We start from the raw sequence: 24,414 nt of genomic DNA on the forward strand, positions 1-24,414 counted from the left end.
TCGCCTGGGAGGCCCGGCGAGGCGAAGCTCGTCGCGACGTTGCCGGGGTAGAAGTCCTTCGGCACTAGGCTGAACCGCATGTCAGACCCCATGACGGCTGGTCCCGTGGACCGTCATCGCGACAGCTCGCCCGGAGAGGACCCGGGCCAGACCTCCAAGGCGCCCACGCTCGCGGAGGTCGCCCAGCGGGCCGGCGTCTCACGTTCCGTGGCGTCCCGTGCGATGAACAATGTCCGCAACGTGAGTCCGGCGAAGCGTGAGGCGGTCGCGCGGGCGGCGAGCGAGCTCGGCTACGTCCCGAACGCGACGGCGCGTGCCCTGGCGACGAGCACCGGAGGGTCGGTGGTCCTCGCGTTCTCCCACGACGACCCGGCCGTGTACGGGGACCCGTTCTTCTCGCAGGTGCTCGTGGGTGTGGCCGCGGCGCTGGACAGGTCGGAGCTGGACCTGACGCTCGTCCTCGCGTCCTCCGAACGCGGCCAGGCCCGGCTCGAGCGGTTGCTGCGGTCGCGTCGCTCCGACGGGGTGATGCTCATGGCCCTGCGGGGGGACGACCCGCTGAACCGGATCGCGGTCGCGACCGAGCTGCCGGTAGTGCTCGGCGGCCGGCCCCTGCACGGGGAGCCGCGCTGGTACGTCGACGTCGACAACCGGGGCGGTGCCCGCCTCGCCGCGGAACACCTGCTGAGCTCCGGGTGCCGGAGCATCGCCACGATCAGCGGCCCGATGGACCTGCAGGCGTCGGTCGCCCGGTACCAGGGGTTCGCCGACGCCATGGCGGTGGCGCGGTTGTCCTCGGACCGGGTGGAGCACGCCGACTTCAGCTACGAGGGCGGCGCCCGGGCGATGGCGCGGCTCCTGGCCGCGCACCCTGACATCGACGGCGTCTTCGCCGCCTCGGACAACATGGCAGCCGGCGCCCTGCGCGCTCTCAAGGAGAGCGGGCGCCGCGTCCCCGAGGACGTCGCCGTGGTCGGCTTCGACGACCTGGAGATCGCGCGCCGCACGGAGCCGGCGCTCACCACGGTCAGCCAGCCGATCCGTGGCCTCGGCCAGGAGATGGCCACGATGCTGGTCCGCCTGATCGGCGGTGAGTCGCCGACGCCGATCATCCTGCCGACGCGCCTGGTCGTGCGCGGCTCGGCACCCGGCGGGGAGGTCGGGGCGTGACCTTCCCGCCGGGCGGTCTGCGGATGTGGGATCAGTACTGCGTGTACCGGACCCAGTCGTAGGTGGCGGTCCGCTGTCCGGAGTAGTGGAACGGCCCGAGCCATTCGTCGACGCCGGTGCCCGGCCACAGGTTCATCATGATCCGCTGCGGACGCGTCGGCAGCGGGCCGCGCGACCCGTCCTCCTGGTGGACGAGGCGGCCGTCGACGAACCAGTTGATCGTGCCCCCGGGCCACCACTCGATGGCGTAGTCGTGGTAACCGGCCGCGGCGTCGAAGCCGAGGTTGATGGTGGTCTCGTGTCCGCCGACCCCGTCGGTGAAGTAGTTCGTCTGCATCTGCCAGGTGTTCTTGCCGAGGATCTCGACGTCGATCTCGTCCCACGGCTGGCCGTCGCTCGGTCCGGTGTAGGTGAAGAACGACGTGACGATCCCGGACCCGGACGCCGCCTTCATGCGGACCTCGAAGCGCCCGTAGGAGTACAGGTCGTTGGTGCGGTACTCGCCGGCGGCGTACGGCTTGCCCGAGCAGCCGCCCGGGCAGGTGGCGTTGTCCAGGTTCAGGCCCATGACCCCGCCGTTGTGCCAGACATGGTCCGCACGCCAGCCGGCGTTGAACATGCCCCCGTTGGACCATCCGTCGGCCTTGTGCCAGCGGCCGGAGTCGTGCCAGTCGAAGTTGTCGGTGAAGCTGCCGCCGATGGCGGCCTCGGCAGGGGGCGCCAGGACCGGTGCCGCCGAGAGGCCGAGCGCGAGGGTCAGGGCGCCGGTCAGGGCCAGGAGCAGGCGGCGTGGTGCGGAGCGGTGCGTCGTCGTTGATCGCATGAGTACCTCCATTGGTACTGGTGGTTCGTGTGGCCCCCGCGTCGAGCCGGGGCGTCGCTCTCGTCGAGCGGGACGCTGCCTCCTTCCGGTACGTCGATGGACGGCCGGCCATCGAGGGCCGGCGTCGAGCCCTGGACGGGCCGCGGCCACGACCACGCCGTCGTGCGCGGTGGAAGCGCAGCTACCGTGCACGACGCCGTGGCCACGGCCGATGCCGCGGCCGTCGCCGTGGTCATGGCCGCGGCCCGTCCAGGGACCTGCTCAGCGCCTCGGCTTCGGGCACCGCTTCCCATGGCGCTCGAGCCCCGGCTCGGCGAACTCGATCAGCTCACGCGCCTGCTCGGGGAACCACTGGCCGGCGGCCGGGTTGATCCTGCCGCGCTCGGGATCCTCGGGTCCGCCGAGGCCGCGGAAGCACTCCCCGTCGGACTCGCCGGGGATCTTGATCCACAGGAGGGCGTCGACGAGCTCGTTGCCGGTGTCGGTCGTCGGCCGCAGGCCCAGGCCACGGTCCGGCGGGTTGCACCACGTCTCGGCGTCGGGGTAGACCCCTTCCGGCGCCGCCCAGGCGCCCTGGCCGTTGCGGCTGGTGTCGATGACGAAGCGCGTGGTGGGCTGGACGTCGCCGAGGATGGCGTCGAAGCGCGACTCGATGCCCGCGGTGTTCAGCGTCGGGTCCGTCGCGGTCGGGCTCCAGACGCCCTGGTGGGACAGGGGCACGCCGTTCCAGTCGTTCGCCGGGCCGCCGTTCCAGTGCTGGTTGCCGCAGTTGAGGAAGTCGCCGGGCACGACCTGCGTCCCGTAGGCGATGCACTGGGAGATCCAGGTGCCGTAGCTGACGTTGTTCTCGGTGAGCAGGTAGTTCGACGCGTTCAGGAAGAACCCGTCCGCCCGCTCGACGCCGGCCTTGACGAGGCGGTCGGAGATCTCGCCCACCGCGAGCCATGCCGGGTTGGTGCCATCGAGGTACACGGCGGCGTTCGGCTGCTCCGCCAGGCGGTCGACCGCGTAGTTGAGCATCTCGAGGCGCTCCGCGGCGGGGTCACGGCCCGTGACGGCGGGGTCGGCCTCGGCCGGCCGGCACTGCTCGAGCTGCCCCTCGAGCGTCGTGTACCAGGGAATGACGCCGAGCCCGTCCGGTTCGAGGACGACGACGGCCTTCCGGTCCCCGATCCCCGCCGCGAAGCCGTCGATCCACGCCTTGTACTCGTCGACGTCGCGGGCGCCACCCGCCGAGTAGAGCGCGCAGTCGCGGTAGGGGATGTTGTACGCGGCCAGGACGGGCACCTTCTTGCCGGTGCGCCGGACGAGCTTCCGGACGTCCTGCTCCACCTCGGCCGGGCTGCCCTCCGTGAACCAGGTGGCGCTGGGCATCCTGCTGAGCAGGAGCGCGTCGTGCTTGGCCTGCCCGCGCAGCTCGCGGGCCGCTTCCTTCGTGGAGCTCTGCGGGTTGGTGTAGATCTCGGTCCCGGGGGACAGGACGTCGTTGCTCGCCGCGGCCGGGCTCGCCGCGGCCGGACCGCCGCCGAGCAGGGTCGCTCCGAGCGCGCAGACGGTCAGCGCGACCGCGAGCCGACGCCGAGAAGTAGGTGGTTTCATGCGGGAATCTCCCAAGGTCTCTGCGAACGCGTCATTGCGTGCTCGCTGCGGTGGTGCCAACTGGAAGAACATGGAAGCGCTCCCAGCCCTGTCATCATCCGGGGCATGAGGCGACCGTGTCAAGGCCGGGCGGGCGCCGGGGCTCTCGCCAGCGGATCGATGACGCCCACGGGCTCGCCGTGCGGATCCGGGGGAGCCGCGCGCCAACGCATCCGCGATATGGCGCCGGATCCGACGCCCTAGACTCTCGGCCCATGGCGGATGTCGTGGAACTCGGGCACATCACCTGTCCCTCCGGAGAGCTGGTCCTGACCGACGGTGGCTACCTCAGCCTGTGGTCCGGTGATCGGCGCCCGGAGGATGTCCCGGCCCGGCCGGGCCCTGCCGTCGACCTCGCGGTCGTGGGGCCCCAGGCGCAGGCCGCGGCCAGGTCCTTCGACCGGCAGTCCGGGACGACGCTGTACGACATCCCCGAACGCGGGGTCGGGGAGTTCACCCAGGGATTCGCCGAACACTGTCGCGCGGTGGGTCTCGACGCCGAGCTGCGCGCCCTCCCGGACCAGGTTCCGCATCGCGAGCGGGTGCGGCAGGCGATCGAGAACGGCGACCCCGGCTTCGTCGTCTTCGGTGTGCCGGTGGTCGTCGTCGGCGACGTCCCCACGACCACAGCCCTGCGGGTGACGGCGACCTACGGCAGCCGGGGCTGGGCGCGGATCCGTATCGCGCTCCGTGACGAGCCGGTCGCGGAGACCCGCGGGCTCGGCTCCCTCTACGTCGACCACGCGCGCTTCGTCCTCGGTGACGCGGACGCGCTCAGCTCCTGGATCCACGACACGCCCATCGACGGCCTGGCCGACGTCGTGTTCTGGGGCCGGGACGAGGCGGAGGTCGCCGCCGAGTTCGACGCGCCTCGCCTGGACGACCCTGATGCCTCCTACGGCTGGGTGGACCTCCCGGCGCGCGAGGCACTCCAGCGGGCGACCGACCTGGACAGGCGGAGGCGGGTGGACCCTCGCCCCGGGTTCAACTTCGACTTCCGGCCGCACTCGCATCACTGGCAGATGATGGCCAAGGTCCGGGCCGACGAGCACGAGGCCGCCACACTCCCGGTCGGCGGGGCCGACATCATGATGGCGATGACCTCGATCGGTGACGGCGCCTTCCCCGTCCACCTGGACCTCGACGCCGCCGGCGCGCCCACGGCGATCACCATCGTCGTCGACCGGACCGCCTGACGGCGGACGACGGAGGCATGACGATGGAGGCATGGAGGTGCGACGCGCGATGCGGGCGGCGGCCCTGACGGCCGTCGTCCTCGCGGTGGTCGCGGGCCTGGGGGTCGGCGGTGCCTGGCTCGGCCAGGACGCGCTCGTCTACCACCCCGATCGCTCGTCACCGGGCCACGCGTCACGGGTGCTCGACGGCGGTGTCGACGTCGCACTCGTCACCGCCGACGGCCTCGAGCTGGCGGCCTGGTTCGTCCCGCCCGCGCCCGACGCCCACGACCGTGAGGTCGCCGTCCTGGTCGCACCGGGCAACGCCGGCAACCGGCTCGCCCGCGCCGGGCTCGCCGCGCGGCTCGCGGAGCGCGGGTTCGCGGTCCTCCTGCTGGACTACCGCGGATACGGCGGGAACCCCGGCCGCCCGAGCGAGGCGGGCCTCGCGCTCGACGCGCAGGCCGCCCGGCAGGCGCTGGCCGAGCGGGGCTACCTGCCCGGGCGGACGATCTACTTCGGCGAATCGCTCGGCGCCGGAGTCGTCGCCGCGCTCCAGGCCGAGCACCCGCCCGCCGGGCTCCTGCTGCGCTCACCGTTCACGTCGCTCGCCGACATCGGCGCCCACCACTACCCGTTCCTGCCCGTCGCTGCCCTGCTGCGGGACCGGTACCCGGTCAGGGACCACGTGGCCGTGACGCAGGTCCCGGTCACCGTCGTGCACGGCGCCCGCGACGACATCGTGCCGCCGGCCCAGAGCCAGGCCGTGGCCGACACCGCGCCACGGCTCGTCGAGCACGTCGTGATCCCGGAGGCGGGGCACAACGACGCCGTGATGTCCGGCCCGACCGTCGCGGACGCCGTGGCCCGCCTCGCCGACCACGTGGTCGGCAGATGAGGGCCCGGCCGGCCCGCCCGCACGTCGCCCGGACGACCCGGCAAGGAAGGAGTCGCCCTCATCGGCCGCGGCCCGTCACGACCCGAGAGCCGTGGCGAGATCCTCGGCGGTCGTGACCGGGCGGTCGCAGACGAATCCCCGGCAGACGTAGGCGGCGGCCTGCCCGTCGACGAGGGGACGGTCGGCGAGCAGGGGCACGCCGGGGGTGTCCGGCTCGCCGACGGCGATCACCAGTCCCGGCGTCGTCGCACCCCGGGCCACGTGCTCGAGCGCGGAGCGCGCCGCGTCGTCGTGCCCGACGACGGCGACCTGCAGCGGGCCCGCGGTCAGTGCCTCGGCGACGGCGAGCGTCCAGCCCGCGAACCGTGGTGCCTGCCGGGCCAGTCCGCCCGCCGCGGCCACCGCCGCCTCGGCGGCCTCGCGATGCCGGGGCGAGCCGGTCAGCGCCGCGTAGCTGCACAGCCCGCCGGCCAGGGACGACTGCCCGGCGGGCTCGGGCCCGTCGGCGGGATCCTTCGGCCGGCTGACGAGGCGCTCGGCGTCGTCGGCGACGTCGAAGAAGCCGCCGTCACCGTCACCGAAGCGGGCGAGCGCGACGTCGAGCAGGCCGCCCGCGGCCTCGAGCCAGCGCGTCTCGCCCGTGGCCTGGTGCAGCGCGAGCAGACCTTCGGCGAGGTCGCCGTGGTCGGCGGCGACGCCGGGGGCGGCGCCGATGACACCCTGGCGCGACGCCCGCCGCAGCCGTCCGTCGACGAGGTGGAGACGCAGGACGAGCTCCGCGCACTCCCGGGCGGCCTCGACGTACACGGGGGAGCCGAGCAGGACTCCCGCCTCGGCGAGCGAGGCGATCGCCAGGCCGTTCCACGCAGTGACGACCTTGTCGTCCCGGGCGGGCTGGGGCCGCGTCGCCCGGGACTCGGCGAGCCGCGACCGGACCATGGCCCACCAGTCCGGGTCCGGGTCCTCGCGCAGCTGGAGGGTCGAGGCGCCGTGCTCGAACGTGCCCTCGGGCGTGACGGCCAGGACGTGTGCGGCCCGGGCGCCGTCGACGGGCCCGAGGATCTCCCGGAGCTGCTGGGGCCACCAGGCGTAGGTGAGGCCCTCGACGCCGTCCGTGTCGGCGTCGAGCGCGGAGGCGAAGCCTCCCTCGGGCGTGCGCAGGTCCGCCAGCAGGAAGCCGGCGGTCTCGCGGGCGACGCGTTCGGCGAGAGCCGAGCCGGTCGCGCGGTACAGGTGCAGGTAGACGCGCAGGAGCTGGGCGTTGTCGTACAGCATCTTCTCGAAGTGCGGCACCACCCAGGCGGCGTCCACGGCGTAGCGGGCGAACCCGCCCGCGAGCTGGTCGTAGATGCCGCCGCGGGCCATCGCCTCGCACGTGTGCTCGACGAGGCGCAGTGCCTCGGGGTCGCCGGTGCGGGCGTGGTGGCGCAGGAGGTGTTCGAGCGTCATCGACGGCGGGAACTTGGGCGCGCCGCCGAACCCGCCGTGGGCCGGGTCGGCGTCGCGCGCCACGAGCCGGGCGGCGCGGTCGAGCGCGGCGGCGTCGAGCGCCTCGGGCGTCGCCGGCGTGGATCGCTGCGCGATCGCGGCGGTGATCGCCGTGCCCTGCTGCACGACGGCGTCGCGGCGCTCCGTCCACGCCTCGGTGACCGCGTCGAGCAGCGCGAGGAACTGCTCGCGCGGGTAGTAGGTACCGCAGTGGAACGGCTCGCCGTCCGGGGTGAGGAAGCAGGTCATGGGCCAGCCGCCCTGCCCGGTCAGCGCGGTGGTCGCGGCCATGTAGACGGCGTCGACGTCGGGCCGTTCCTCGCGGTCGACCTTCACGGGGACGAAGCGGGCGTTGACGGCCGCGGCCGCGACGTCGTCCTCGAACGACTCGTGCGCCATGACGTGGCACCAGTGGCACGCCGCGTACCCGACGGACAGCAGGACGGGCACGTCGCGCCGTCGCGCCTCGGCGAACGCGTCGTCGCCCCACTCCCGCCAGTCGACGGGGTTGCCCGCGTGCTGCAGAAGGTAGGGGCTCGTGGCGTGAGTCAGGCGGTTCGGCATGTCTTCAGCTTGTCAGTCCCCGAGGGCGTCCTCCAGGCGATCGGCCTCTTCCCCGACATCGTCGGCGCCGGCGACGCCGAACGGCTCGCAGCGGTCGTCGCCGGACTGTCCGGCCGACAGCCGCCGCTACTGCGGCGCGGAGACCTCCGCCCCCAGGGGGAGGTCTGGTTCGCGACAGGTGCCTACGGTGGAGGAATGGCGAACGAAGAACCGGAGGGGCCACGCAAGGACGCGGCGAGGTCAACGGACGACTGGAACTGGGGTGTGGGAATCGCGCTCGGGGTAGGCATCGGCGTTGCTCTGGGCACCGCACTCGGCAACATGGCCTTCATGGCGATCGGGATCGCGCTCTTCCCGGTGTTCGCGATGCTCCTGCGCTCCCGCCCGAAGAGCGAGGACGAGGAGAACGGCTCCCCGGGGGCATGATCCGGGGCATGTCCGTCGATGGCCCGGCCGCCCGAAGGGCCTGACCGCGGCCGTCGGCGGCTCACCCTGCGAGGGCGGCCTCCAGGCGGTCGACGAAGGCGGTCTGCGCGCTCACGACGAGCCGCCGCGCGTCGTCGGGCGCGAGCCATGCGACGCGGTCGATCTCCGGGATCTCCATGCGCTGCCCGGACCGTGGCGGCCACTCGATCTCGACCGTGTTGCTGTGGACCTGCTCCAGGTCAGGCCCCGGCGGCGGCCATTCGCGTGCCCAGGCGAGGACCCTCTTGCCCGCGCGCTGACGGATCTCGCCCAGGTCGAGGTCCGGGACCGACGACGGCGGCAGCCCCAGTCCCAGCTCCTCGCCGGCCTCGCGGAGCGCCGCGGCATGCGGTTCCTCGCCCGGGTCGATCTCGCCCTTGAGCACGGTCCACGCGCCGGCGTCCTTGCGGGCCCAGAACGGCCCGCCCATATGGCCGAGCAGTACCTCGAAACCGGCGCCGGGCAGTCGCCGGTAGAACAGGAGGCCCGCGCTGGTCATCGCCATGAGGCCAGTCTCGCGCCGGGCGACCGGCCTGTCCGGTAGTAGGCCGCGCAACTGCACCGACGTGCTGCGGTTTGCCTGCCGTCGGGCGAGCGCGACCGTGCCGAGAACGTCCGCAAGACGTTCTTCTCAATCAGTGTTCCTGCGGGGCCGACCAGCTGGCCTCCTGGATTCGCGACAGGTCGAGGCCGTCCATGACGTCGTCCTTCTCTGCGCCGAGCCTGCGGATCCACGACGCGTCGGGGAACTGCAGCGCGTGGGTTCGATCCCGGTTGACAGCCCAGAGTGTCCCGTCGGTGTCGTGCGCGATAGTTCCTCCGCGTTCGGCGTGGTAGTGCCACCAGATGCCCCAGTCGATGTCGGTCTCGACGAGGGGGTTGGGACCGTGTCGGCGAAGGAAGTAGTCGAGGTTGCGTTGGTTCTCGATCATGGCGCGCGGCGGCTTGGGATGCCAGACATGCAGTGCCCAGAGGTCGGAGAGGTAGCGTGCCACGGTGCCTGCTTTCGCGGCGCGGGCTCCGAGTTCCATGTCCTGGTAGCCGTAGCCGACCATGCCTTCGTCGAAGCCTCCGATTGCCCAGTACCGGTCGAGCGGCCAGGTCGAGTTCAGTGGGAGGGCCCATTCGGGCCGGAGGATGAACTCTTCTGGTACGTCGCCGAGGCGTAGTTGCTCGCGAAGCTCACGTCCGACGAAAGTGCCTTCGACCCGTTGAGGACGACCTTCCGGGACCTCTGCGCGCAGCGCGTCAATGTCTTGGTCGCGCAGGTGCTGTCGCACGGTCTCGTGGTCCATCGGTGGCAGCCACTCCACGGCGCCGAGCAGCACGAGGTCCGGGGAGTTCCTGGCGGCGTCGAGGGTGAGTTCGATGGCTCGTGGTTGTAGGACCAGATCGCTGTCGAGCATGAGGAGGTGCCGTGCGGCGTCGGGAAGGTTCGCGGCGCCGATGTTCCGTGCGCGGCCGGTCCGTACACCATGGTCAGGTCCACATCCGATCCAGCGAAGGCGACTACGCCATTCGTCCGAGTCCGCTTGTTCTTCGACGAAGGATCGTGTCCCGTCGGCCGACCCGTCGTCCGCAACGACAACAACGAAGTCGTCGCAGGTCTGTCGCTCAAGTGAGAGCAGCAACAGCTGGAGGTTCTCCAGCCGGTTGCATACGGGCACGACGACGCCGATCACGGGTTGCTCCCCATGTCGTTGTGCCGGCTACGCCAGGCGATGCGTGGGTCGATGACCTCGGGGTCGATGCGGTCTGCGTTGGCGATTGCCGTCTCGATGAGTGCGGCGATGAGTTCGTCGTCGAGTAGGTGGGGTTGAAGGCCGAGATCGAGCAGTCCTGTGTGCACCGTCCGGTAGTAGTGCTGCTCGGCCTCGACCCTGGGGTTCGCGACCTGCTGGACGTCCGTCGCGATCCCCGAGGCTGCCGCGACCTTGGCGACGCGTTGTGCGAGATCGACCAGGGCGAATTCTTCGGTGAGCTGGTTGAAGACCCGGTACTCGCCGGGTCCGGCGGGGTTCTGGATGGCGAGCGCGATGCACTGCATCGTGTCGCGGATGTTGATGTAGCCGCGAGTCTGGCCGCCCTGCCCGTAGATGGTGATGGGGTGCCCTTGTGCGGCCTGCACGCAGAATCGGTTGAGCGCCGTGCCGTAGACGTGGTCGTAGTCGAGACGGGTGGCCAGATCGGGGTGGAGCGCCGTTTGGTCCGTGGTGCTGCCGTAGACGATGCCCTGGTGCAGGTCGGTCGCCCGGATTCCCCAGATGCGGCATGCGAACGCGATGTTGTGCGAGTCGTGCACCTTGCTCAGGTGGTAGAAGGAGCCTGGCTGTTTCGGGAAGGGCAGGCGGTCGATCCGCCCCTTGTGAGTGATCTCGATGTAGCCCTCTTCGATGTCGATGTTGGGTGTGCCGTACTCACCGAGTGTCCCGAGCTTGACGAGGTGGCAGTCCGGGACGTGATCGGCCATCGCGTAGAGCACGTTCAGCGTGCCGACGACGTTGTTCACCTGGGTCTCGACGGCGTGGTGGCGGTCGATCATCGAGTACGGGGCAGAGCGTTGCTCACCGAAGTGGACTATCGCGTCCGGAATCGTCTCGCGGACCAGACGGTCGACGAGGCCGGCATCGGTCAGGTCGACGGTATGGAACGTGACGTCGCGCGCGGACAGGTCGCGCCATCGGGCGATCCGGGCTTCTGGGGCTGCGATCGGGACGAGGCTGTCGAACCCGTGGTGCTCGTCGAATCGCCGACGCGCGAGATTGTCGGCGGTGTGGACCTCGTGGCCAATGGCCGACAGGTACAGAGCCTGGGGCCAGCCGAGATAGCCGTCGCCACCGAGGACGAGTACACGCATCGTTGGTCGTCCCCTCAGCCTTCGGCCATAGCCGCCATACGGCGGCTCACGGACTTGACCCGGTCCTGGAGCGCGTTCTTCGTGCGCAGGCTCTTGAAGACGTTGCACGCACAGCCGGGGCACTCCAGGCGGAGCATCGACTTCGCGCGAGCCTGGTACGCGGCGGAGTCGAGGATGGATTCCAGGTCGTCCTCCAGGATGTTGCCGATGGGAGGCAGGACATAGCAGCCAGACCGCACCGCGCCGTCGGAGGAGATGTACACGGTGGTGTAACCGAGCACGCACGGCGGGTTCATGTCGCGCATGGTCGGGTCCCCCTGGCGAAGATAGCCGCGCACGTAGTCGAGCTCGTACGGCGTGAACTGCTTCCCGAGCCGCCGGCCCAGAGTTGTCACGATCTGCTCGCTTGCCGGCTCATCGGGCCAGAGGCCCGCGAGCGCCGCGTCCTGCAGGAAGTACAGCCGGTTGTCCGGCAGGTTGCAGGCCAGGTACCCGCCGAGCCGCTCGACATGGTCGAGCAACTCGTCGAGGTCGCCCGCCCCCACCTGGTTGAGGGTCATGGCGATGATCCGCGTTTTGCCTTCGACGGCGTCGAGCCCGGCGAGGGCCTTGTCGAAGTAGCCGGAGATCCCCCGGATCGTGTCGTTCCTGTCGCCGACGGCGTCCAGGGACACCACGACGTGGGTGATCGGCGAGGCGTTGACGCGGTCGATGAACCTTCCCAGGAGGAGCCCGTTGGTCTGCAGCGCGATGGTGGAGAAGGAGTCCGTGCGTGCGCGGTCGAGGACGTCGAAGAGGTCTCTGCGCAGCAGCGGTTCACCACCGGTCAGACGCAGTGTCGTGACCCCGAGGTCGGCGATCTGGTCGATGACGGAGACGGCCTTGTCGGTGTCCATGGCATCGTGCCACCGGTGCTTCCAGTAGTCGCACGTGACGCATCGCGCTTGGCAGTTCTCGGTGAACTTGAGCGAGACGTCGGTAGGACGGATCGTCGACGGCGCGAGTCGCTCGCTGATGTTTGCCGCGGCCCAGAGCCGCCGCTCGTACTGGACAGGTGTCACGATGCCTCCATGGTGGATGCGAGCCTGGCGTGTGCTGCGTCGATCACGAGGTCGAGCCCCTCACGGAGCGTGGTGGGCAGTGCGCTCCCGAGGGCAGCGACGAGCCTGCCGGGGTCGGCGACCAGATGTGGGCGGTCGGTGGTGCGCACCCGTGCTGGGTCGAGGACCACCTCGAGCTCACGGCCCAGGAACTCTCCCACGAGCCGCACGATGTCGCGGCCCGAGGCCCCGACGCCGGTGCCGATGTTCATGATTCCGGTCGCCTCGGCGCGCAGGAGGTGGAGCACGGCGTCTGCCGCGTCCTCGACATGCACGTAGTCGCGAACGGACGACAGGTCGCCCAGTTCGAGCCGGCGACCGTCCAGTGCCTGGCGCATGACCGTCGGAATCAGGTGCTCCGCCGTGGGGTGTGCACCGTACAAGTTGAAGAACCTGAGCACCAGGTAGGCGTGCTCCGGATGCTCGACGGCGGCTTCCGCGACGAGACGCTCGGCGGCGATCTTGGTGCGCCCGTAGACGGTCGCGGTACCCGTCGGCGCGTCTTCATCGTGAGGGTGGTCCCGCGGCACGTAGACATCCGCGGTAGAAGCCAGGACCAAACGTTCGCACCCGACCGCATGTGCGGTTTCGAGCACGTTGGCGGTTCCCCGGACATTCACGTCCCAGGCCGTCGCGGGATCCTTCTCACATGCGGGGATGAAGTGCCGTGCCGCGAGATGGACGACGGTCCCTACGCCACCAGCGGCTGCGGACTTCAACGCGGCGGGATCGCGGATGTCGATCGGATGGATGTGGACGCCTGGGTCGGTAGCGAACTCATTGAGCCTTCCCAAGGTCCCGGCGCTTCCGTCGTCCACGGCGACAACGTCCGCGCCAAGCCGTCGCAGGCGGCGAATCAGTGGAACACCGAGAAGTCCAGCAGCACCCGTCAGCAATACCGGACCCACGCGCCCCCCTCGCACCGATCAAGTCTCCGCCTGGCGATGCTAGCCTCTGTTCGCGTCAGCGGGAACCCCTTTTGTCCGGTTCGGCGGGTGGAGGAACGTGATCGAGGTCGACCGTCCGGAATTCCGAGTCACCTTCGACGACGCAGGTGGGACGCTGCGTATTCGCTCCGGCCGGCTCGACCAGACCCTGGTTGCTGCGATCGCGGCCGACAGTGCGGACGGTCTCGACCTGGACGTCGAGCGAGACGCGATGAAGCACTCGCACAGCGACGGCCTTGACCTCGTTCGCTGGACCGCTCGGTCGACGGTGTGGACCAAGCATTACGAAGCGATCGTTCACGGTGACCGCTTGACACTCGGCGTCCGTCTTGAGGGAGCGTCGAGCATCGATACGATCCGCTACTTCAGCACGACCCCGGCTCAAGGGTTCGTAGAGGACTTCGCGGTGACGAAGCACTTCAACGACCGCGGGACCACCCGGGCGCGCGAGTATGCCCAGTGCTCTCCGGTCGGCTTCACCCAGGTGATGACACCGGACCCGAACTCGCACGCGCGCCAGGTCATCGAAGCCCACGAGCGTGCCCAGGTCAGCGTCAACGCTGACCTCGACAACGCTGGGGGAAACTTCGTCGCCAACCCAGGAATGCTCGCCTTCGCGGTGACGGCCGCACCGGATCACGAGTGGTGGTGCCTCGGCCTGCTCACGCGGCCGGGTGCCCACCTGTTCTCGGAGCTTGTCTACGACGGCGGCTCGCAGTTCACGCTGGAGATCGGGGCTTGGGGCGCGATCGAGACGGATACCGGCTTCACCCCGCCCGCGATCGTGCTGGCGCCCGCGCGAACAAGCTCGGGTGCCTTCGAGGCGCACCGTGACGCGCTCCAGGCCGAGGGGCTCGTCCCCAGCATCGGGACACGGGAGAGCGTGGACTGGTGGACGAGACCGATCGTGTCTGGTTGGGGCCACCAGGCATACCAAGGCGATCTCTTCCGGATCCGCTCGGCGCCGGAACGAGGCCCGGACAACGCCGTGTACACGCTGTGCACCCAGACGAACTACCAGGACATCGCCGCCCGGCTTGAACACCTGGGAGTGCCGTTCGGGACCCTGGTGATCGACGCGAGATGGTTCCTGACCGGCGGGCTCAAGGACGTGGACGAAGGCAGGTGGCCTGACCTCGCGGGTTTCGTCGCCGGGCAGCACCGGATGGACCGGCATGTTCTGCTGTGGTGGTCCCCGTGGGACCCGGAAGGTATCGACCAGGCCGACTGCATCACCTGGCACCCGCGGGCTGCGCTGAGTGCGAACCGGCCCGGCCGGCAGTCGAAGTTCGGGCCCCCGACGCCAGGCAAGAAAATGGGCGTGGATATCACGCTCCCGAGGGTGCGTGAGCGGATCCGTGGTCAGCTCCAGATCGCCCTCGGAGCCGACGGCCTGGATGCTGACGGCCTCAAGCTCGACCACGTGTCCGCCACTCCCGGGCTGTACGGGATGCAGTTCCCAGAAGGCTCGGACCGGCTCTTCGGTATCGAGGCAGCGTACGAGATGCAGCGATTCATCTACGAGACGGCCAAGGAGATCAAGCCGGACGCGTTGATCATGGGCCAGTCCCCGAACCCTTACTTCGGTGACGTCCAGGACATGGTCCGGCTGGGCGACGTCTACTCCCGCAGGCAGGACTCCGTGCTCGCCGAGATGACGTTCCGTGCCGAGATGGCCTCGATCGCCATCCCGAACGCGCTGATCGACACCGACGGCTGGCCCATGCCGTCACGTGGCGCATGGCGCGAGTACGTTGCCGCCCAACCGTCACTGGGCATACCGAGCCTGTACTACGTGACCCACCTGGATACGACCGGCGAGGCGCTCACCCCCGACGATTTCGCACACCTGCGGCGCGCCTGGCGCGGCCTATGAGAGCTCTGCCAGTGCGCGCTCCCACGACGCGACGAGTAGTTCCCCGGCGTCCTGCCAGGTAGGAGCACGGTACTCGCCGGAACGGGACGGCAGGCTGCCGTCGAGGGCGCGGGCGACGAGCGCCTGGAACTGCCCTGCGTCCTCGAGCCGGTAGAAGTGCGCAAAGCCTCCCAGCGTCTCCCGCAGCGGTGGGATGTCGGTTGCGATGACCTCTGTGCCGCAGGCCATCGCTTCGAGTGGTGGCAGGTTGTTGCCCTCGTTCACCGACGCTGTGACCCACGCTGCCGCGCCCGTGTAGAGAGCGGCCAGGTCGAGGTCGGTGACACGGCCGGTGAAGACGACGAAGTCCTCGGCTCCGCGACGGGCGATGATCCGCGCCGCCTGCTCGTCGCGTTCGCCGTGGCCACCTACGACGACCAGGCGCGCACCGGCCGGGAGAGTCTCGCGTGCCGCGGTCAGCTGATCGACGAGCCAGGAGAACCGCTTGTTGGGGTGAGCCAGGCCGACGAACATGACGTATGGTCCGCCGCCGACCCCATGTTCTCTCCTGACGCGTGCGACGTCGTCGGGCCGTGGCCGGAATGTGGTGTCGTCCACGCCGCACGGGACGACATCGATGCGATCCGCGGGCACTCCGAGGATCGTCTGGACGTCAGATGCCGTCGCGTTCGAGACGACGGCGATCCGCGCTGCCCGAGATGCCAGGTCCAGGTTCACGGCCTTGAAGTAGCGAGTGAAGGTCTGCTCGCCCGCGGGCTCGTCCGGTGTTGCCAAGTCCGTCAGCTCGCTGCGGATCTTGCTCAGCTCGCCCTGCCCGAAGCGTGCGACGAAGGACTCGTTGTCGTAGCTGAGCTCGGGAAACCGCCAGCGGTTCAAGTCGTGGATCGTGAACTGATACGGCACCGGACAGCGGCGGTCGACGATGTAGTGGGAGGCGTAGAAGAAGTCGGCGCCCATCGTGGCCAGCACCCGGCGCAGGTGCTCGCTGTCGCGGACGAAGCCGGAGTCACCCGGTACGGGGACGACCTGGTGACCGTGGACGGTCAGGTGCTCGTACGTGTTCTCCTGGCCGTCCCGGACGATGATCGCAAGCCGATGTCCCGCTTGTGCTGCCACAGCCGAGGCCGCATCGGTGACAGCGCGTCCATATCGGGCGACGCCCGTGTTGTGGTTGGTCCGGGTGTCCACGGCGATCAATGCCACGCATCCTCCTTCGATCCGGCTGTTTCAATGAACGCTGGCGAGTGCGGTGAGCAGGTCTGCCGTCTCGGCCGCGTCCGTGTGCCGGTGGCCCACGAGCCCGTGCCGCTCGGCGGCGTGCACGTTCTCCGCGCGGTCGTCGATGAACACGCTGCCCGGCGTCGGACGCCACTGCTGCACCAAGGCCGCGAAGTACGTTTCGGACGGCTTGCGTGCACCGGCCTGGAACGAGGAAAACATCGGAGCATCGATTCCGGACGCGACCAGGCGGGCCTTCACAAGCTTCCAGTGCACGGCGCTGGTGTTGCTGGCCAGCACGACGCGCCCGGCACGTGCCAGAACCCCGGCCGGCGCGGCCACGGTAGCGTCGACCTCGCCGATCACAGCACACCAGGCCGACTCGATCTCATGCCGGGGCAACCGTGGGATCCCGAGGCGCATGGCGATTTCTTCAACGAAGGCGTCGAAGGCCAGCACGCCCGTTTCGAGGCGGGACACGAGAGGCTCCGCCGCTCGCGATATCCGTTCGGTGGTGACGCCCGTGAGGTCGGCCATGGCAGCGTATTGCGCGCCGGCATGGGTTCGGATGAGGACGTCTCCTACGTCGAGGAAGATCGTCGGACTGGTCATGAGGCCACTGCCGCGTACATGGCCAGGACCTTGCGGGCGCAGCGTTCCCAGGAATACCCCACGGCGTGTGCGATACGGTCCGCCCGCGCCCCGGGCGGGTCGGACGAGTCTATGAGGCGGTCGAGGTCCTCGGATGCGCGCACCGGATCGTGAGGATCGGTGAAGGACGCGTACGCGCCCAGAGTCTCGCGCAGGACCGGGATGTCCGAGGCGAGCACACGCGTTCCGACAGACAGCGCCTCGAGTGGCGGGAACCCGAAACCCTCGTGCTCCGCGAGGTGCACTGCGGCCTCAGCCTGACGGAGCGTCGAGGCCAGTTTCGCGTCGGAGACCTCCCCGAGGGCAAGGGTCTGTTCCTCGAGGTTCACCGCGGGAGCGAAGTCCCGTCCGATCAGGACCAGTGATCCGCCGGCCTTGCGGAAGCGGGAGCGCATGAACGCCTCATGCAGGGTGTCGAGACCCTTGTGCGCACGAGCTTGGCCCAGGTAGACGATGTAGGGGCCGCTCAGGAATCCTGAGCGGGCCGATGCTCGCGCATCTCGCTTGGCCGAGATGAAGTGGTCAGCGCCCCAGGGAATGATGGCGGGGGAGGGCGACGCCGCGCCGAACGCATCTTTGACGTGGCTGGCGACCACCTTGGTGGGGACGATCGTTGCAGCGGAGGTCAGGACTGAATGCGCAACCATCCGGCCGTAGAACTCCTCGTGCCATGATTCCGGGTTCCTGGCGTTCGCCGGCCAAGGGGCTGTGTCCCTGAGCGCTGCGGTCGCTTCACGCAGTGCGGCAAAGGCGCCGTTCCCGAACTTTCCGATGAACGCGTCGTCGCCATAGCAATGTTCGGGATGGCGCAGGCGCAACAGGTCGTGCACCGTCGCCACCACGGGCACCGTTCGGTCCAGGGGTACCCGATAGTCGAAGACGTGGATCAGATCGGCGCGGTGCTGATTCGCCAGGCCGACCAGTTCGGCTCCTTCTCCCAGCGAGTACCGCGGCGCCTTTGGCCGTCGTGCGACGACGACGTCGACTCCGTACTCGCGGCCGAGGCGGTTGAGCTGAGCCGCCAGCCGTGACGTGAAGCGCCCGATCCCGTCGGCATCGGTGATCCTGCCGTCGACCAGGACCTTCATACCGCTTCTGCACCCATACGCGCGCTCTGCGTATCACTTCCCGCAGGCGTCGCGCCCAGCCGCCGGTACGCGCGGATCTCGACGTCCACCTCGGTGTCGAACGACTCCATGGAGATCAGCCGCTGCCGCTGTTCTTCGCTGACCGACCAGTTGTAGGGAGTCATCAGCAGCAGATTGGCGACCTGCCCCGGCCCTTCAAGATGCAGGGGATAGCGGATGGTGTGCGTTGTGATGGGCTCAAAGCCGTCCTGGCCGGCCAGCTGGTCATCGGGCTCGTGCGGGTTCGGGGTCTCGTACAGCAACTCCTTGAGCGAGTGCAGGTGCAGCCGGCCTGGCCCGCCGACCAGCACGATGCCGCCAGGCTTGACGACCTTGCGAAAGTCCACAGCCGAGACCGGCGAGAAGTGGGTTAGCAGGACATCGACGCTGTCAGGCAGGACTGGGATGCGGAATGTTCCCGCCACGGCGTACAGGCCCTGCGGATCACGACGTGCGGCGACGCGCACGCCATGCTTCGAGATATCCGTACCGACCAGCAGCACGTCACCATCTGCATCGTTGGCAGCCAGCAGCGCACGAAGCCGGCGAAGATAGTAGCCCTCGCCACACCCTGCATCCAGGACGACGCTGGAGCCACTGGGCAGATACTTCCTGATCGTGTCAGCTACTTCGTCGGCGAGTCGCTCGTAGTGACCCGCGTCGAAGAAATCACGACGCCCGGTGATCATCTCCTTGTTGTACCCAGGGTCCTTCGAATGGCGGTGCTGGGCGAGCAGGAGGTTGACGTAGCCCTCCTTGGCGACGTCGAACACATGCTTGTTCGGGCAGAGGAACGATTGGCCCTCGCGTGTCAGCGGTTCCTCGCAGACCGGGCAGGCGAAGACCGGCGGCCGGTGGTGCTCAAGCGTCGTCATCGTCTCCCTCAGTCCTTCGACAACACGGGCTGGACAGAGCCCTGGGCTCAAGGCTACGCGTCCGCGGCCTGCCGCGAGCCGGGTTCCAGAGTCGCGCGAATCACGCCCAGCAGGGCATCGGTCGTGGTTGCGGGAGTGAAGCGATCTCGCGCCCGAGCCGCCGCCGCGGCGGTCATGGCTGCGCGTGATGGAGCGTCGGCAAGAACGGCGTGGACTGCCTCTCCGAGTGCGACCGGGTCCTCGGTCGGGACCAGGAGACCGTGGACGCCGTCCACGATGATGTCTTCCGGGCCGCCGCAGCAGGTCGCCACGACGGGCACACCGGAGGCCATCGCCTCGACCACGGCGAGCCCGAAACCCTCTTCCCGCGAGGAGCAGACGAGAACGTCGAGCGCACCGAGTGCGGGGCCGACGTCATCCTGGTGATCGGTGAAGTGCACCCGGCCGGTCAGGCCCAAGGCATCGATCAGCCGAGCTGTCTCATCGGCGAAGTCCGGCCAGGTCGGCGAGTGACGCTGTCCGACCAGAACCAGTTCTGCCGCATACCCGCGCTCGGCAAGCAGAGCGAGTGAACGCACGGCAACGTCCTGACCCTTCCACGGCTCGATGCGGCCGACCACCCCAACGGCGGGCACTGTTTCCGGCATCCCGAGCAACGCCCGAGCAGCCGCTCGATCAGCGAGCGCGGGTGCGGCCACGCCGGGATGGACGACCACGGCGTTCGTGCCGGGATAGAGGCTGGCCTGCCGGTCGCGCACAGCGGTCGAGACGCAGATCACGGCGTCGGAGGGCTGCTCCGATGCTGCGCTGTGCAGCCAGAAGTCCGAGGGCATGACGTGCTGGACCCACAAGGTCATGCCGGGTCGTCCCGCAGCCTCATGGGCGCGGGCGCCATACAGCTGAGCACGTGGTGACCACATGATCGTCGCGTCGGGGCGGATCGCACGCATCTCCGCCGCGAGTGGCGCGATGAGCTGGTCAACCGCGTCCATCCCGACCGCCTGACTTCCCAGGACCGCAGTTCGGCACCCAGCGCGGCCTGCATGCTCGACGAGCTCACCCGTCTGCTCGAACGCGACCATCACCTCGACGCCGCGTGCAGGCAACTGCGAAAGGATGTGGGCCAGCCAGACGTCGCCGCCACCAGCGCGGCGTGCCGACGGCACGACGAACAGCACCCGTAGCCGGTCAACTTCCATGCCCGGTCAGGTCTCCGTCGCGCGGAAGATGTCGGCGAAGCCGTCGGGCAACACCATGTCTCCCATTGCCAGCCGGAAGTGCTCGACGTCGCGGCGGGCCAGGGCAGCGCGATACAGCTGCGGGAAGTGTGGCCCGACCTGCGTCCGGTGTGCATGAAGGGCCTCGGACTTGGCGTCGTATACCGCCGCGATCTCCACGACGTGCGTCACTTCCGCGTCCGGGCGGGCGTAGTTGATCTCGCGTATCGAACGCCCGTCGTAGGGATGTGGTAGCCCGGCCGCGAGATCATCGTCGATGAACTTCTCCAGGGCGCTGACCGGGTACACGGGGTGAAGCACGCACCGCACATCCCACGGCTCTCCGAGCTCGGGAGCGAACCGAGCCTCCCGGGCGGCCTCGATCGCCAGCACCGTCACCCGATGCGCCTGGACGTGGTCCGGATGTGCCGTGTTCCCGACCGGGTCGTACGTCACCACCACCTGCGGTCGGCACGCCCGAATCACCTCGACAACCTCGCGCACCAGAACGTCGACATGTTGCGACCAGAACGCCTGAGACGCCGCGTTCTGATTCGCGCCGGTCATGCCGGAGTCGTGGTGCGCGAACTGAATCACCCGGTCGATTCCCAGGACCGCCGCCGCGTCGCGCAGTTCCCGCGAGCGGGTTCGCGCGAGACCGTCCGGGTCCAGCACGATACCGAGCTCCGGATTCACCGGCCCATACCGCCCATCGGTGCAGGTCACGAGCGTCGTGGCCACGGCCGCGTCCGCACAGCGTCGAAGCAGGCCACCACAGGTGATGGTCTCGTCGTCGGGGTGCGCGTGGACAGCAAGGAGCCGCCGCGAGGGATCCGTTGACGACATGGACTCTCCAATCCCCGGCGGCGCAAGTTCAGCGCACCAGACTGTGCACGAGACGTCTCGGAACGTACCCGAAGGAGACTCTGACGTGCCGCGACACACCGGCGATGCCTAAGCCCCAGCAGCCTCGATGTCGACGAGGAGACGGTGAACGACGTCCGATCCCGCGCTGCGCATGCCTTTCCTCCAGGCAGGCACTCGTGCGAGACAGAGTCGGTAGTGCAAGGAGGTGCGGTCTGGGCCGTAGCGGTCCAAGACCGGGGCGTGGTCTCAGACCGCTACGGGTCGCCCGCCGGGGGTCGGCGGGCTTGCGGCCAGTTCTTGCTGCGACGGTGCAGAACGTCGGGGGTGCACCTCCGGCCGCAAGTTCAGGAGTCACGGGGATGTCGGTCCGGGGGCGCGCTTCGCGTGCTTGCCCCGAGCAGCATCGAAGTCGCGTCGTGGCAGGACGCGTTCGAGTGCGGCTCGGGCGGGGGCGCTGGGGGCGCCGAGTACGACGCATCTCGCGCCGACGCTCGTCAGTTCCTTCTCCAGCCTCTTGCGGGCAGCCGACAAGATCGCGTCGCCTGGAAGGATGACGACATCAGCGCCCTGGTCCATCGCCTGCTTGGTGAGCTGGCTGATCGTGGCTGTGTCGCGCTGGTCGTCGATCACGTGGGCCAGCAGGTAGCCGTGGTCGCGGGCGTGGGTCTGCACGACGGCGAACTGGGCGGCGTCGCGGGCGTAGCCGACCGCAACCGCGTTCTGGGACATGTCGCTCGTCACCTCCAGGTCTTCGGTCATCGTCGTCGGTGGTGCCTGGGGGCGGCCTATCGCCGCACCCGCGACGCGCGCAGCACGCTCAGCAGGACCGCAAGCAGGACGAGGTAGCCGACCATCAGCCAGATCACGATGTCGCCCCATCGATTGGTTCAAGCTCATGGGGAGCCAAGAGCGCGCGGTCGAATCCGCCTCGATCGATGTGGACGCGCACGCTCCAGGCTCTGGGAACGTCGACCTCGACGACTGTGCCGGTTGCGCCGAGCAGCAAGCGCGGACCGTCCACCACCCGCACTCGATCGCCGACTCTCCACTGCGCGGGCCGTCGCGCCGGCTCGTGCGCCGTCTCGGAGGTGAAGTCCTCCTCGCCCTCGAAGACGCTCATCGTGCCCCCGCCCCGGTCTCGGCCGGCACCTGCTCCGACTCCCGGGTGGACAACGTCAAGGACTCCAGGGCGGAGGCGGCGCCGTGGTGGTCGATCGAGCCTGTGACGTAGTCCGCCGCGTCCTTGACCGCTTGGCTGGCGTTGCCCATGGCGAAGCCGTGGCGGACCTGGTGCAGCAAGCCGATATCATTGGCGCCGTCGCCGATCGCGGCGGTGTCATCAGGGTGGATGCCCCACCGGCGCCGCAACGCACCGGCCTCGGTCGCCTTGGACAGTCCGAGTTTTGTCAGGTCGATCCAGTCGGCGCCGTTCGGGGTCGCGGTGCACCCGGTTCCTTCGATCTGCGGGGCGTACGCGGCAATCCCGGGGGCGTGAACGACGGCGCGGGTGGTGTGCTGCGACCACAGGACCCGCTCGTGCACGATGTGCTCCAGCCCGTTCAAGCGGCCGACCGGGAAGGGCCGGTTCACCCGCCACCCGACACCGACCTGTTCGACGGCCATGGCCACCTGCGGAGCCACCGCCATGGACACCGTGAACGCGGGCCACGGGTCGAACACCTGCTGGCGCACGATCTGAAACGGGCGGCGCCGGTTCCCGGTCAGCTCGGCGGTGATCGCGCCGTTCGAGGCGATGAACACCGAGCCCTTGCCCAGCCCGAGGAACTCGGCGATCGGCAAGACACCCACTGCGGACCGGCCGGTGCACAGCACCACCTTGATACCCCTCGCGACCGCTGCGGCCACCGCGCGACGCGTCCGCTCCGGCACGACATCGTCTCCTTCTCGCACGATGGTGCCGTCGAGATCGACGAAGGCGACCTGCACTGGGCGGCGGGACGTGGACTCATGTGGGGTAGTCAGCATTTCGTGCTCCGGTCGATCGAGTTTCGAGAACTTCCAGGCGACAGAGACCTCCTTGCCGTCGCCGATCAGGCTTCGAGCCTGTCTCGACGGATCGATGGGAACCAGAGCCTCAGAGGCAGGGTTGATCGCGTGAGCAGGCGCGAACCCTGCCTCTGAGGCATGGTTCGCGCGGCAGGCCCGCTGTTAGGGTCAGTTCGTGACTCCATTGCCGTTCGACGAGTACGTCGCGTCCCTGCCGCGCAAGCGCATGTCTGGCGGCGTGCTTCTGTACGACGGCGACGGCCGGGTTGTGATCGTCGAGCCTTCCTACAAGGCCGAGTGGGACATTCCTGGCGGTGTTGTGGACGACGGCGAATCCCCCTGGAGTGCCGCGTCGCGTGAGCTGCACGAAGAACTCGGTCTCGTCCGTGAGCGAATGCGTCCACTGGTCATCGATCATGTCGCGCCCACACCTGATGGAATGCCCGAAGGGATCGCCTGGGTGTTCGACGGCGGGCCGATCGATGACGAGCAAGTCGCAGGTCTGCGACTGGAAGACCCGGAGATCGTCTCGGTCGGGCTCTACCGGCTCGAAGAGGTCAGCGGGAAGCTGCACGACGTGCTTGTCCGGCGTCTGACAACAGCGCTGGCAGCCGTCCAGGACGGCAATGGTCCGGTCCTGTGCGACGACGGTTACCCGGTCTGAGGATGCTCGATGACGGCCCTTGCCGAGAACCTCGCGCGCCTGCGCAAGGCGCGAGATCTGTCCCAGGACGTGCTTGCGGCCAAGGCCAGGGTTGGCGTCGATACCGTCGCGAGAATTGAGCGTGGCACCCGGACGACCTGTCGGCCCGCAACTCTCAGCCGTCTCGCGACTGCTTTGGAAACAACGGTCCAGGCGCTCCTGAGTGACGGCAGCAGCAGTCGGACGGAGCCGTTCAGCCCTTCCGGTGTGATCGGACTGCGGCAAGCGATCACCAGTAGTGGCGTCGTGCCGGGCCTGCCCGACTTCGCGGAGTCGAACGAGACTGTCTCACTGGACGTGGCTGAGCGTCAGGCCGCTGAGGTCTGGCGACTCTACGTCGACGGGCGGCATGACGAGCTTCTCGCCCTTCTCCCCGCTGTCCTCACGGACGCCCGTCGTCTCGTCGACTCCTGCACCGGCGACGAGGCGGCTGCTGCGCATCGGGCGCTCGCCACCGTTTACCGGGTCGGCGCGGGGATCGCTGGGCGGCTGGGCAAGGAGGATCTGGCCTGGACGGCAGCTGAGCGAGCGCTCACCGCGTCTCACAACTCGGACGCTCCCGGTCTCCAGGAGGCAATTTCCCTGCGCTATCTTGCCTGGACCCTTGTCCGGCAAGGCCGCAGCGGTGAGGCCGAGCAATTGGCGATCAGGGCGGCCGAGGCTGTTCAGCCGCGGCTGTTCGACTCTGACCCGGATCCGTGAGTAGCGCCCGGCCGCGTCAGCGGCCGGGCGTTTCTCTGCTGTTTTG

Annotated in this window: 25 protein-coding genes; 8 read left to right on the top strand and 17 right to left on the bottom strand. The window is 69.2% G+C overall.

Annotated features, from left to right (window positions below; genetic code table 11):
- The first annotated feature begins 78 nt into the window (after positions 1 to 78).
- Complete coding sequence (locus ACYVK5_RS18985; protein ID WP_460707527.1) at positions 79 to 1,170, top strand: LacI family DNA-binding transcriptional regulator; 1,092 nt, start codon at positions 79 to 81, stop codon at positions 1,168 to 1,170.
- Between the two features lie 31 nt (positions 1,171 to 1,201).
- Here the strand turns inward: ACYVK5_RS18985 and bglS are convergent, their stop codons facing one another.
- Positions 1,202 to 1,993: a beta-glucanase gene (bglS, locus tag ACYVK5_RS18990; protein ID WP_460707528.1), complete on the bottom strand. Its 792-nt coding sequence runs from the start codon at positions 1,991 to 1,993 to the stop codon at positions 1,202 to 1,204.
- A gap of 261 nt (positions 1,994 to 2,254) precedes the next feature.
- Entirely contained in the window at positions 2,255 to 3,592 is a 1,338-nt protein-coding gene (locus ACYVK5_RS18995) for a glycoside hydrolase family 6 protein (protein WP_460707530.1), read from the bottom strand.
- A gap of 254 nt (positions 3,593 to 3,846) precedes the next feature.
- On the opposite strand from ACYVK5_RS18995, the gene ACYVK5_RS19000 reads away from it, so the two are divergent.
- Positions 3,847 to 4,827: a hypothetical protein gene (locus ACYVK5_RS19000; RefSeq protein ID WP_460707531.1), complete on the top strand. Its 981-nt coding sequence runs from the start codon at positions 3,847 to 3,849 to the stop codon at positions 4,825 to 4,827.
- 31 nt (positions 4,828 to 4,858) lie between these two features.
- Positions 4,859 to 5,704, top strand: coding sequence for an alpha/beta hydrolase (locus tag ACYVK5_RS19005; RefSeq protein WP_460707532.1), 846 nt, complete (start codon positions 4,859 to 4,861; stop codon positions 5,702 to 5,704).
- A gap of 75 nt (positions 5,705 to 5,779) precedes the next feature.
- On the opposite strand, the gene ACYVK5_RS19010 is transcribed toward ACYVK5_RS19005, so the two are convergent.
- Positions 5,780 to 7,756 carry a thioredoxin domain-containing protein gene (locus ACYVK5_RS19010; protein ID WP_460707533.1) on the bottom strand — a complete coding sequence of 659 codons (1,977 nt, stop codon included), beginning with the start codon at positions 7,754 to 7,756 and terminating at the stop codon, positions 5,780 to 5,782.
- Between the two features lie 9 nt (positions 7,757 to 7,765).
- On the opposite strand from ACYVK5_RS19010, the gene ACYVK5_RS19015 reads away from it, so the two are divergent.
- The gene (locus tag ACYVK5_RS19015; RefSeq protein ID WP_460707534.1) at positions 7,766 to 8,182 is read left to right on the top strand and encodes a hypothetical protein; all 417 of its coding nucleotides are present in this window, start codon (positions 7,766 to 7,768) and stop codon (positions 8,180 to 8,182) included.
- A gap of 61 nt (positions 8,183 to 8,243) precedes the next feature.
- Here ACYVK5_RS19015 and ACYVK5_RS19020 read toward each other — a convergent pair whose 3' ends face one another.
- From ACYVK5_RS19020 to ACYVK5_RS19040, 5 genes are all read right to left on the bottom strand, one after another.
- Positions 8,244 to 8,726 (bottom strand): NUDIX domain-containing protein, encoded by a 483-nt coding sequence (locus tag ACYVK5_RS19020; RefSeq protein ID WP_460707535.1) that lies wholly within the window; start codon positions 8,724 to 8,726, stop codon positions 8,244 to 8,246.
- Between the two features lie 130 nt (positions 8,727 to 8,856).
- Positions 8,857 to 9,903 carry a glycosyltransferase family 2 protein gene (locus tag ACYVK5_RS19025; protein ID WP_460707536.1) on the bottom strand — a complete coding sequence of 349 codons (1,047 nt, stop codon included), beginning with the start codon at positions 9,901 to 9,903 and terminating at the stop codon, positions 8,857 to 8,859.
- Positions 9,900 to 11,078 carry an NAD-dependent epimerase/dehydratase family protein gene (locus ACYVK5_RS19030; protein ID WP_460707537.1) on the bottom strand — a complete coding sequence of 393 codons (1,179 nt, stop codon included), beginning with the start codon at positions 11,076 to 11,078 and terminating at the stop codon, positions 9,900 to 9,902. The genes ACYVK5_RS19025 and ACYVK5_RS19030 overlap by 4 nt, the downstream gene beginning before the upstream one ends.
- Before the next feature lie 14 nt (positions 11,079 to 11,092).
- Complete coding sequence (locus tag ACYVK5_RS19035; protein WP_460707538.1) at positions 11,093 to 12,139, bottom strand: radical SAM protein; 1,047 nt, start codon at positions 12,137 to 12,139, stop codon at positions 11,093 to 11,095.
- The gene (locus ACYVK5_RS19040) at positions 12,136 to 13,101 is read right to left on the bottom strand and encodes an NAD-dependent epimerase/dehydratase family protein (protein WP_460707539.1); all 966 of its coding nucleotides are present in this window, start codon (positions 13,099 to 13,101) and stop codon (positions 12,136 to 12,138) included. The genes ACYVK5_RS19035 and ACYVK5_RS19040 overlap by 4 nt, the downstream gene beginning before the upstream one ends.
- Positions 13,102 to 13,183: 82 nt before the next feature.
- On the opposite strand from ACYVK5_RS19040, the gene ACYVK5_RS19045 reads away from it, so the two are divergent.
- Positions 13,184 to 15,001 (top strand): alpha-amylase family protein, encoded by a 1,818-nt coding sequence (locus ACYVK5_RS19045; RefSeq protein ID WP_460707540.1) that lies wholly within the window; start codon positions 13,184 to 13,186, stop codon positions 14,999 to 15,001.
- Here ACYVK5_RS19045 and ACYVK5_RS19050 read toward each other — a convergent pair.
- The 3 genes from ACYVK5_RS19050 to ACYVK5_RS19060 are packed head-to-tail and all read right to left on the bottom strand — an operon-like array spanning position 14,996 to position 17,709.
- Complete coding sequence (locus tag ACYVK5_RS19050; RefSeq protein ID WP_460707541.1) at positions 14,996 to 16,204, bottom strand: glycosyltransferase family 4 protein; 1,209 nt, start codon at positions 16,202 to 16,204, stop codon at positions 14,996 to 14,998. The two genes, ACYVK5_RS19045 and ACYVK5_RS19050, sit on opposite strands and share 6 nt — an antisense overlap.
- 24 nt (positions 16,205 to 16,228) lie before the next feature.
- Positions 16,229 to 16,831, bottom strand: a complete 603-nt coding sequence (locus ACYVK5_RS19055; RefSeq protein ID WP_460707542.1) for an HAD family hydrolase — start codon at positions 16,829 to 16,831, stop codon at positions 16,229 to 16,231.
- Positions 16,828 to 17,709: a glycosyltransferase gene (locus tag ACYVK5_RS19060; protein ID WP_460707543.1), complete on the bottom strand. Its 882-nt coding sequence runs from the start codon at positions 17,707 to 17,709 to the stop codon at positions 16,828 to 16,830. Before ACYVK5_RS19060 ends, ACYVK5_RS19055 begins: the two co-directional genes overlap by 4 nt.
- Positions 17,710 to 17,751: 42 nt before the next feature.
- Between ACYVK5_RS19060 and ACYVK5_RS19065 the strand changes: the two genes are divergently transcribed.
- Positions 17,752 to 17,901: a hypothetical protein gene (locus tag ACYVK5_RS19065; protein WP_460707544.1), complete on the top strand. Its 150-nt coding sequence runs from the start codon at positions 17,752 to 17,754 to the stop codon at positions 17,899 to 17,901.
- 53 nt (positions 17,902 to 17,954) lie between these two features.
- Here the strand turns inward: ACYVK5_RS19065 and ACYVK5_RS19070 are convergent, their stop codons facing one another.
- From ACYVK5_RS19070 to ACYVK5_RS19095, 6 genes are all read right to left on the bottom strand, one after another.
- Positions 17,955 to 18,872 carry a putative RNA methyltransferase gene (locus ACYVK5_RS19070; protein ID WP_460707545.1) on the bottom strand — a complete coding sequence of 306 codons (918 nt, stop codon included), beginning with the start codon at positions 18,870 to 18,872 and terminating at the stop codon, positions 17,955 to 17,957.
- 53 nt (positions 18,873 to 18,925) lie between these two features.
- On the bottom strand, positions 18,926 to 20,071 hold the full coding sequence (locus ACYVK5_RS19075) for a glycosyltransferase (protein WP_460707546.1): 1,146 nt from the start codon (positions 20,069 to 20,071) through the stop codon (positions 18,926 to 18,928).
- 6 nt (positions 20,072 to 20,077) lie between these two features.
- Positions 20,078 to 20,935: a PIG-L family deacetylase gene (locus ACYVK5_RS19080; protein WP_460707547.1), complete on the bottom strand. Its 858-nt coding sequence runs from the start codon at positions 20,933 to 20,935 to the stop codon at positions 20,078 to 20,080.
- Between the two features lie 372 nt (positions 20,936 to 21,307).
- On the bottom strand, positions 21,308 to 21,715 hold the full coding sequence (locus tag ACYVK5_RS19085; protein ID WP_460707548.1) for a hypothetical protein: 408 nt from the start codon (positions 21,713 to 21,715) through the stop codon (positions 21,308 to 21,310).
- A gap of 103 nt (positions 21,716 to 21,818) precedes the next feature.
- The gene (locus ACYVK5_RS19090; protein ID WP_460707549.1) at positions 21,819 to 22,076 is read right to left on the bottom strand and encodes a hypothetical protein; all 258 of its coding nucleotides are present in this window, start codon (positions 22,074 to 22,076) and stop codon (positions 21,819 to 21,821) included.
- Complete coding sequence (locus tag ACYVK5_RS19095; protein WP_460707550.1) at positions 22,073 to 22,942, bottom strand: HAD family hydrolase; 870 nt, start codon at positions 22,940 to 22,942, stop codon at positions 22,073 to 22,075. The genes ACYVK5_RS19090 and ACYVK5_RS19095 overlap by 4 nt, the downstream gene beginning before the upstream one ends.
- Before the next feature lie 196 nt (positions 22,943 to 23,138).
- On the opposite strand from ACYVK5_RS19095, the gene ACYVK5_RS19100 reads away from it, so the two are divergent.
- A complete protein-coding gene (locus tag ACYVK5_RS19100; RefSeq protein WP_460707551.1) occupies positions 23,139 to 23,627 on the top strand; it encodes an NUDIX domain-containing protein in 489 nt (162 codons plus the stop codon).
- A 9-nt stretch (positions 23,628 to 23,636) separates the two neighbouring features.
- On the top strand, positions 23,637 to 24,368 hold the full coding sequence (locus ACYVK5_RS19105) for a helix-turn-helix domain-containing protein (RefSeq protein WP_460707552.1): 732 nt from the start codon (positions 23,637 to 23,639) through the stop codon (positions 24,366 to 24,368).
- Positions 24,369 to 24,414: the final 46 nt, after the last annotated feature.

This window comes from Myceligenerans halotolerans, assembly GCF_054782975.1.

Excerpts from the sequence above, each read along its gene's own strand:
- ACYVK5_RS18985 (WP_460707527.1), top strand. The coding sequence starts at position 79 with ATGTCAGACCCCATGACGGCTGGTCCCGTGGACCGTCATCGCGACAGC.
- bglS (WP_460707528.1), bottom strand. The coding sequence starts at position 1,993 with ATGCGATCAACGACGACGCACCGCTCCGCACCACGCCGCCTGCTCCTG.
- ACYVK5_RS18995 (WP_460707530.1), bottom strand. The coding sequence starts at position 3,592 with ATGAAACCACCTACTTCTCGGCGTCGGCTCGCGGTCGCGCTGACCGTC.
- ACYVK5_RS19000 (WP_460707531.1), top strand. The coding sequence starts at position 3,847 with ATGGCGGATGTCGTGGAACTCGGGCACATCACCTGTCCCTCCGGAGAG.
- ACYVK5_RS19005 (WP_460707532.1), top strand. The coding sequence starts at position 4,859 with ATGGAGGTGCGACGCGCGATGCGGGCGGCGGCCCTGACGGCCGTCGTC.
- ACYVK5_RS19010 (WP_460707533.1), bottom strand. The coding sequence starts at position 7,756 with ATGCCGAACCGCCTGACTCACGCCACGAGCCCCTACCTTCTGCAGCAC.
- ACYVK5_RS19020 (WP_460707535.1), bottom strand. The coding sequence starts at position 8,726 with ATGGCGATGACCAGCGCGGGCCTCCTGTTCTACCGGCGACTGCCCGGC.
- ACYVK5_RS19030 (WP_460707537.1), bottom strand. The coding sequence starts at position 11,078 with ATGCGTGTACTCGTCCTCGGTGGCGACGGCTATCTCGGCTGGCCCCAG.
- ACYVK5_RS19055 (WP_460707542.1), bottom strand. The coding sequence starts at position 16,831 with ATGACCAGTCCGACGATCTTCCTCGACGTAGGAGACGTCCTCATCCGA.
- ACYVK5_RS19070 (WP_460707545.1), bottom strand. The coding sequence starts at position 18,872 with ATGACGACGCTTGAGCACCACCGGCCGCCGGTCTTCGCCTGCCCGGTC.
- ACYVK5_RS19075 (WP_460707546.1), bottom strand. The coding sequence starts at position 20,071 with ATGGAAGTTGACCGGCTACGGGTGCTGTTCGTCGTGCCGTCGGCACGC.
- ACYVK5_RS19080 (WP_460707547.1), bottom strand. The coding sequence starts at position 20,935 with ATGTCGTCAACGGATCCCTCGCGGCGGCTCCTTGCTGTCCACGCGCAC.
- ACYVK5_RS19085 (WP_460707548.1), bottom strand. The coding sequence starts at position 21,715 with ATGACCGAAGACCTGGAGGTGACGAGCGACATGTCCCAGAACGCGGTT.
- ACYVK5_RS19090 (WP_460707549.1), bottom strand. The coding sequence starts at position 22,076 with ATGAGCGTCTTCGAGGGCGAGGAGGACTTCACCTCCGAGACGGCGCAC.
- ACYVK5_RS19095 (WP_460707550.1), bottom strand. The coding sequence starts at position 22,942 with ATGCTGACTACCCCACATGAGTCCACGTCCCGCCGCCCAGTGCAGGTC.
- ACYVK5_RS19105 (WP_460707552.1), top strand. The coding sequence starts at position 23,637 with ATGACGGCCCTTGCCGAGAACCTCGCGCGCCTGCGCAAGGCGCGAGAT.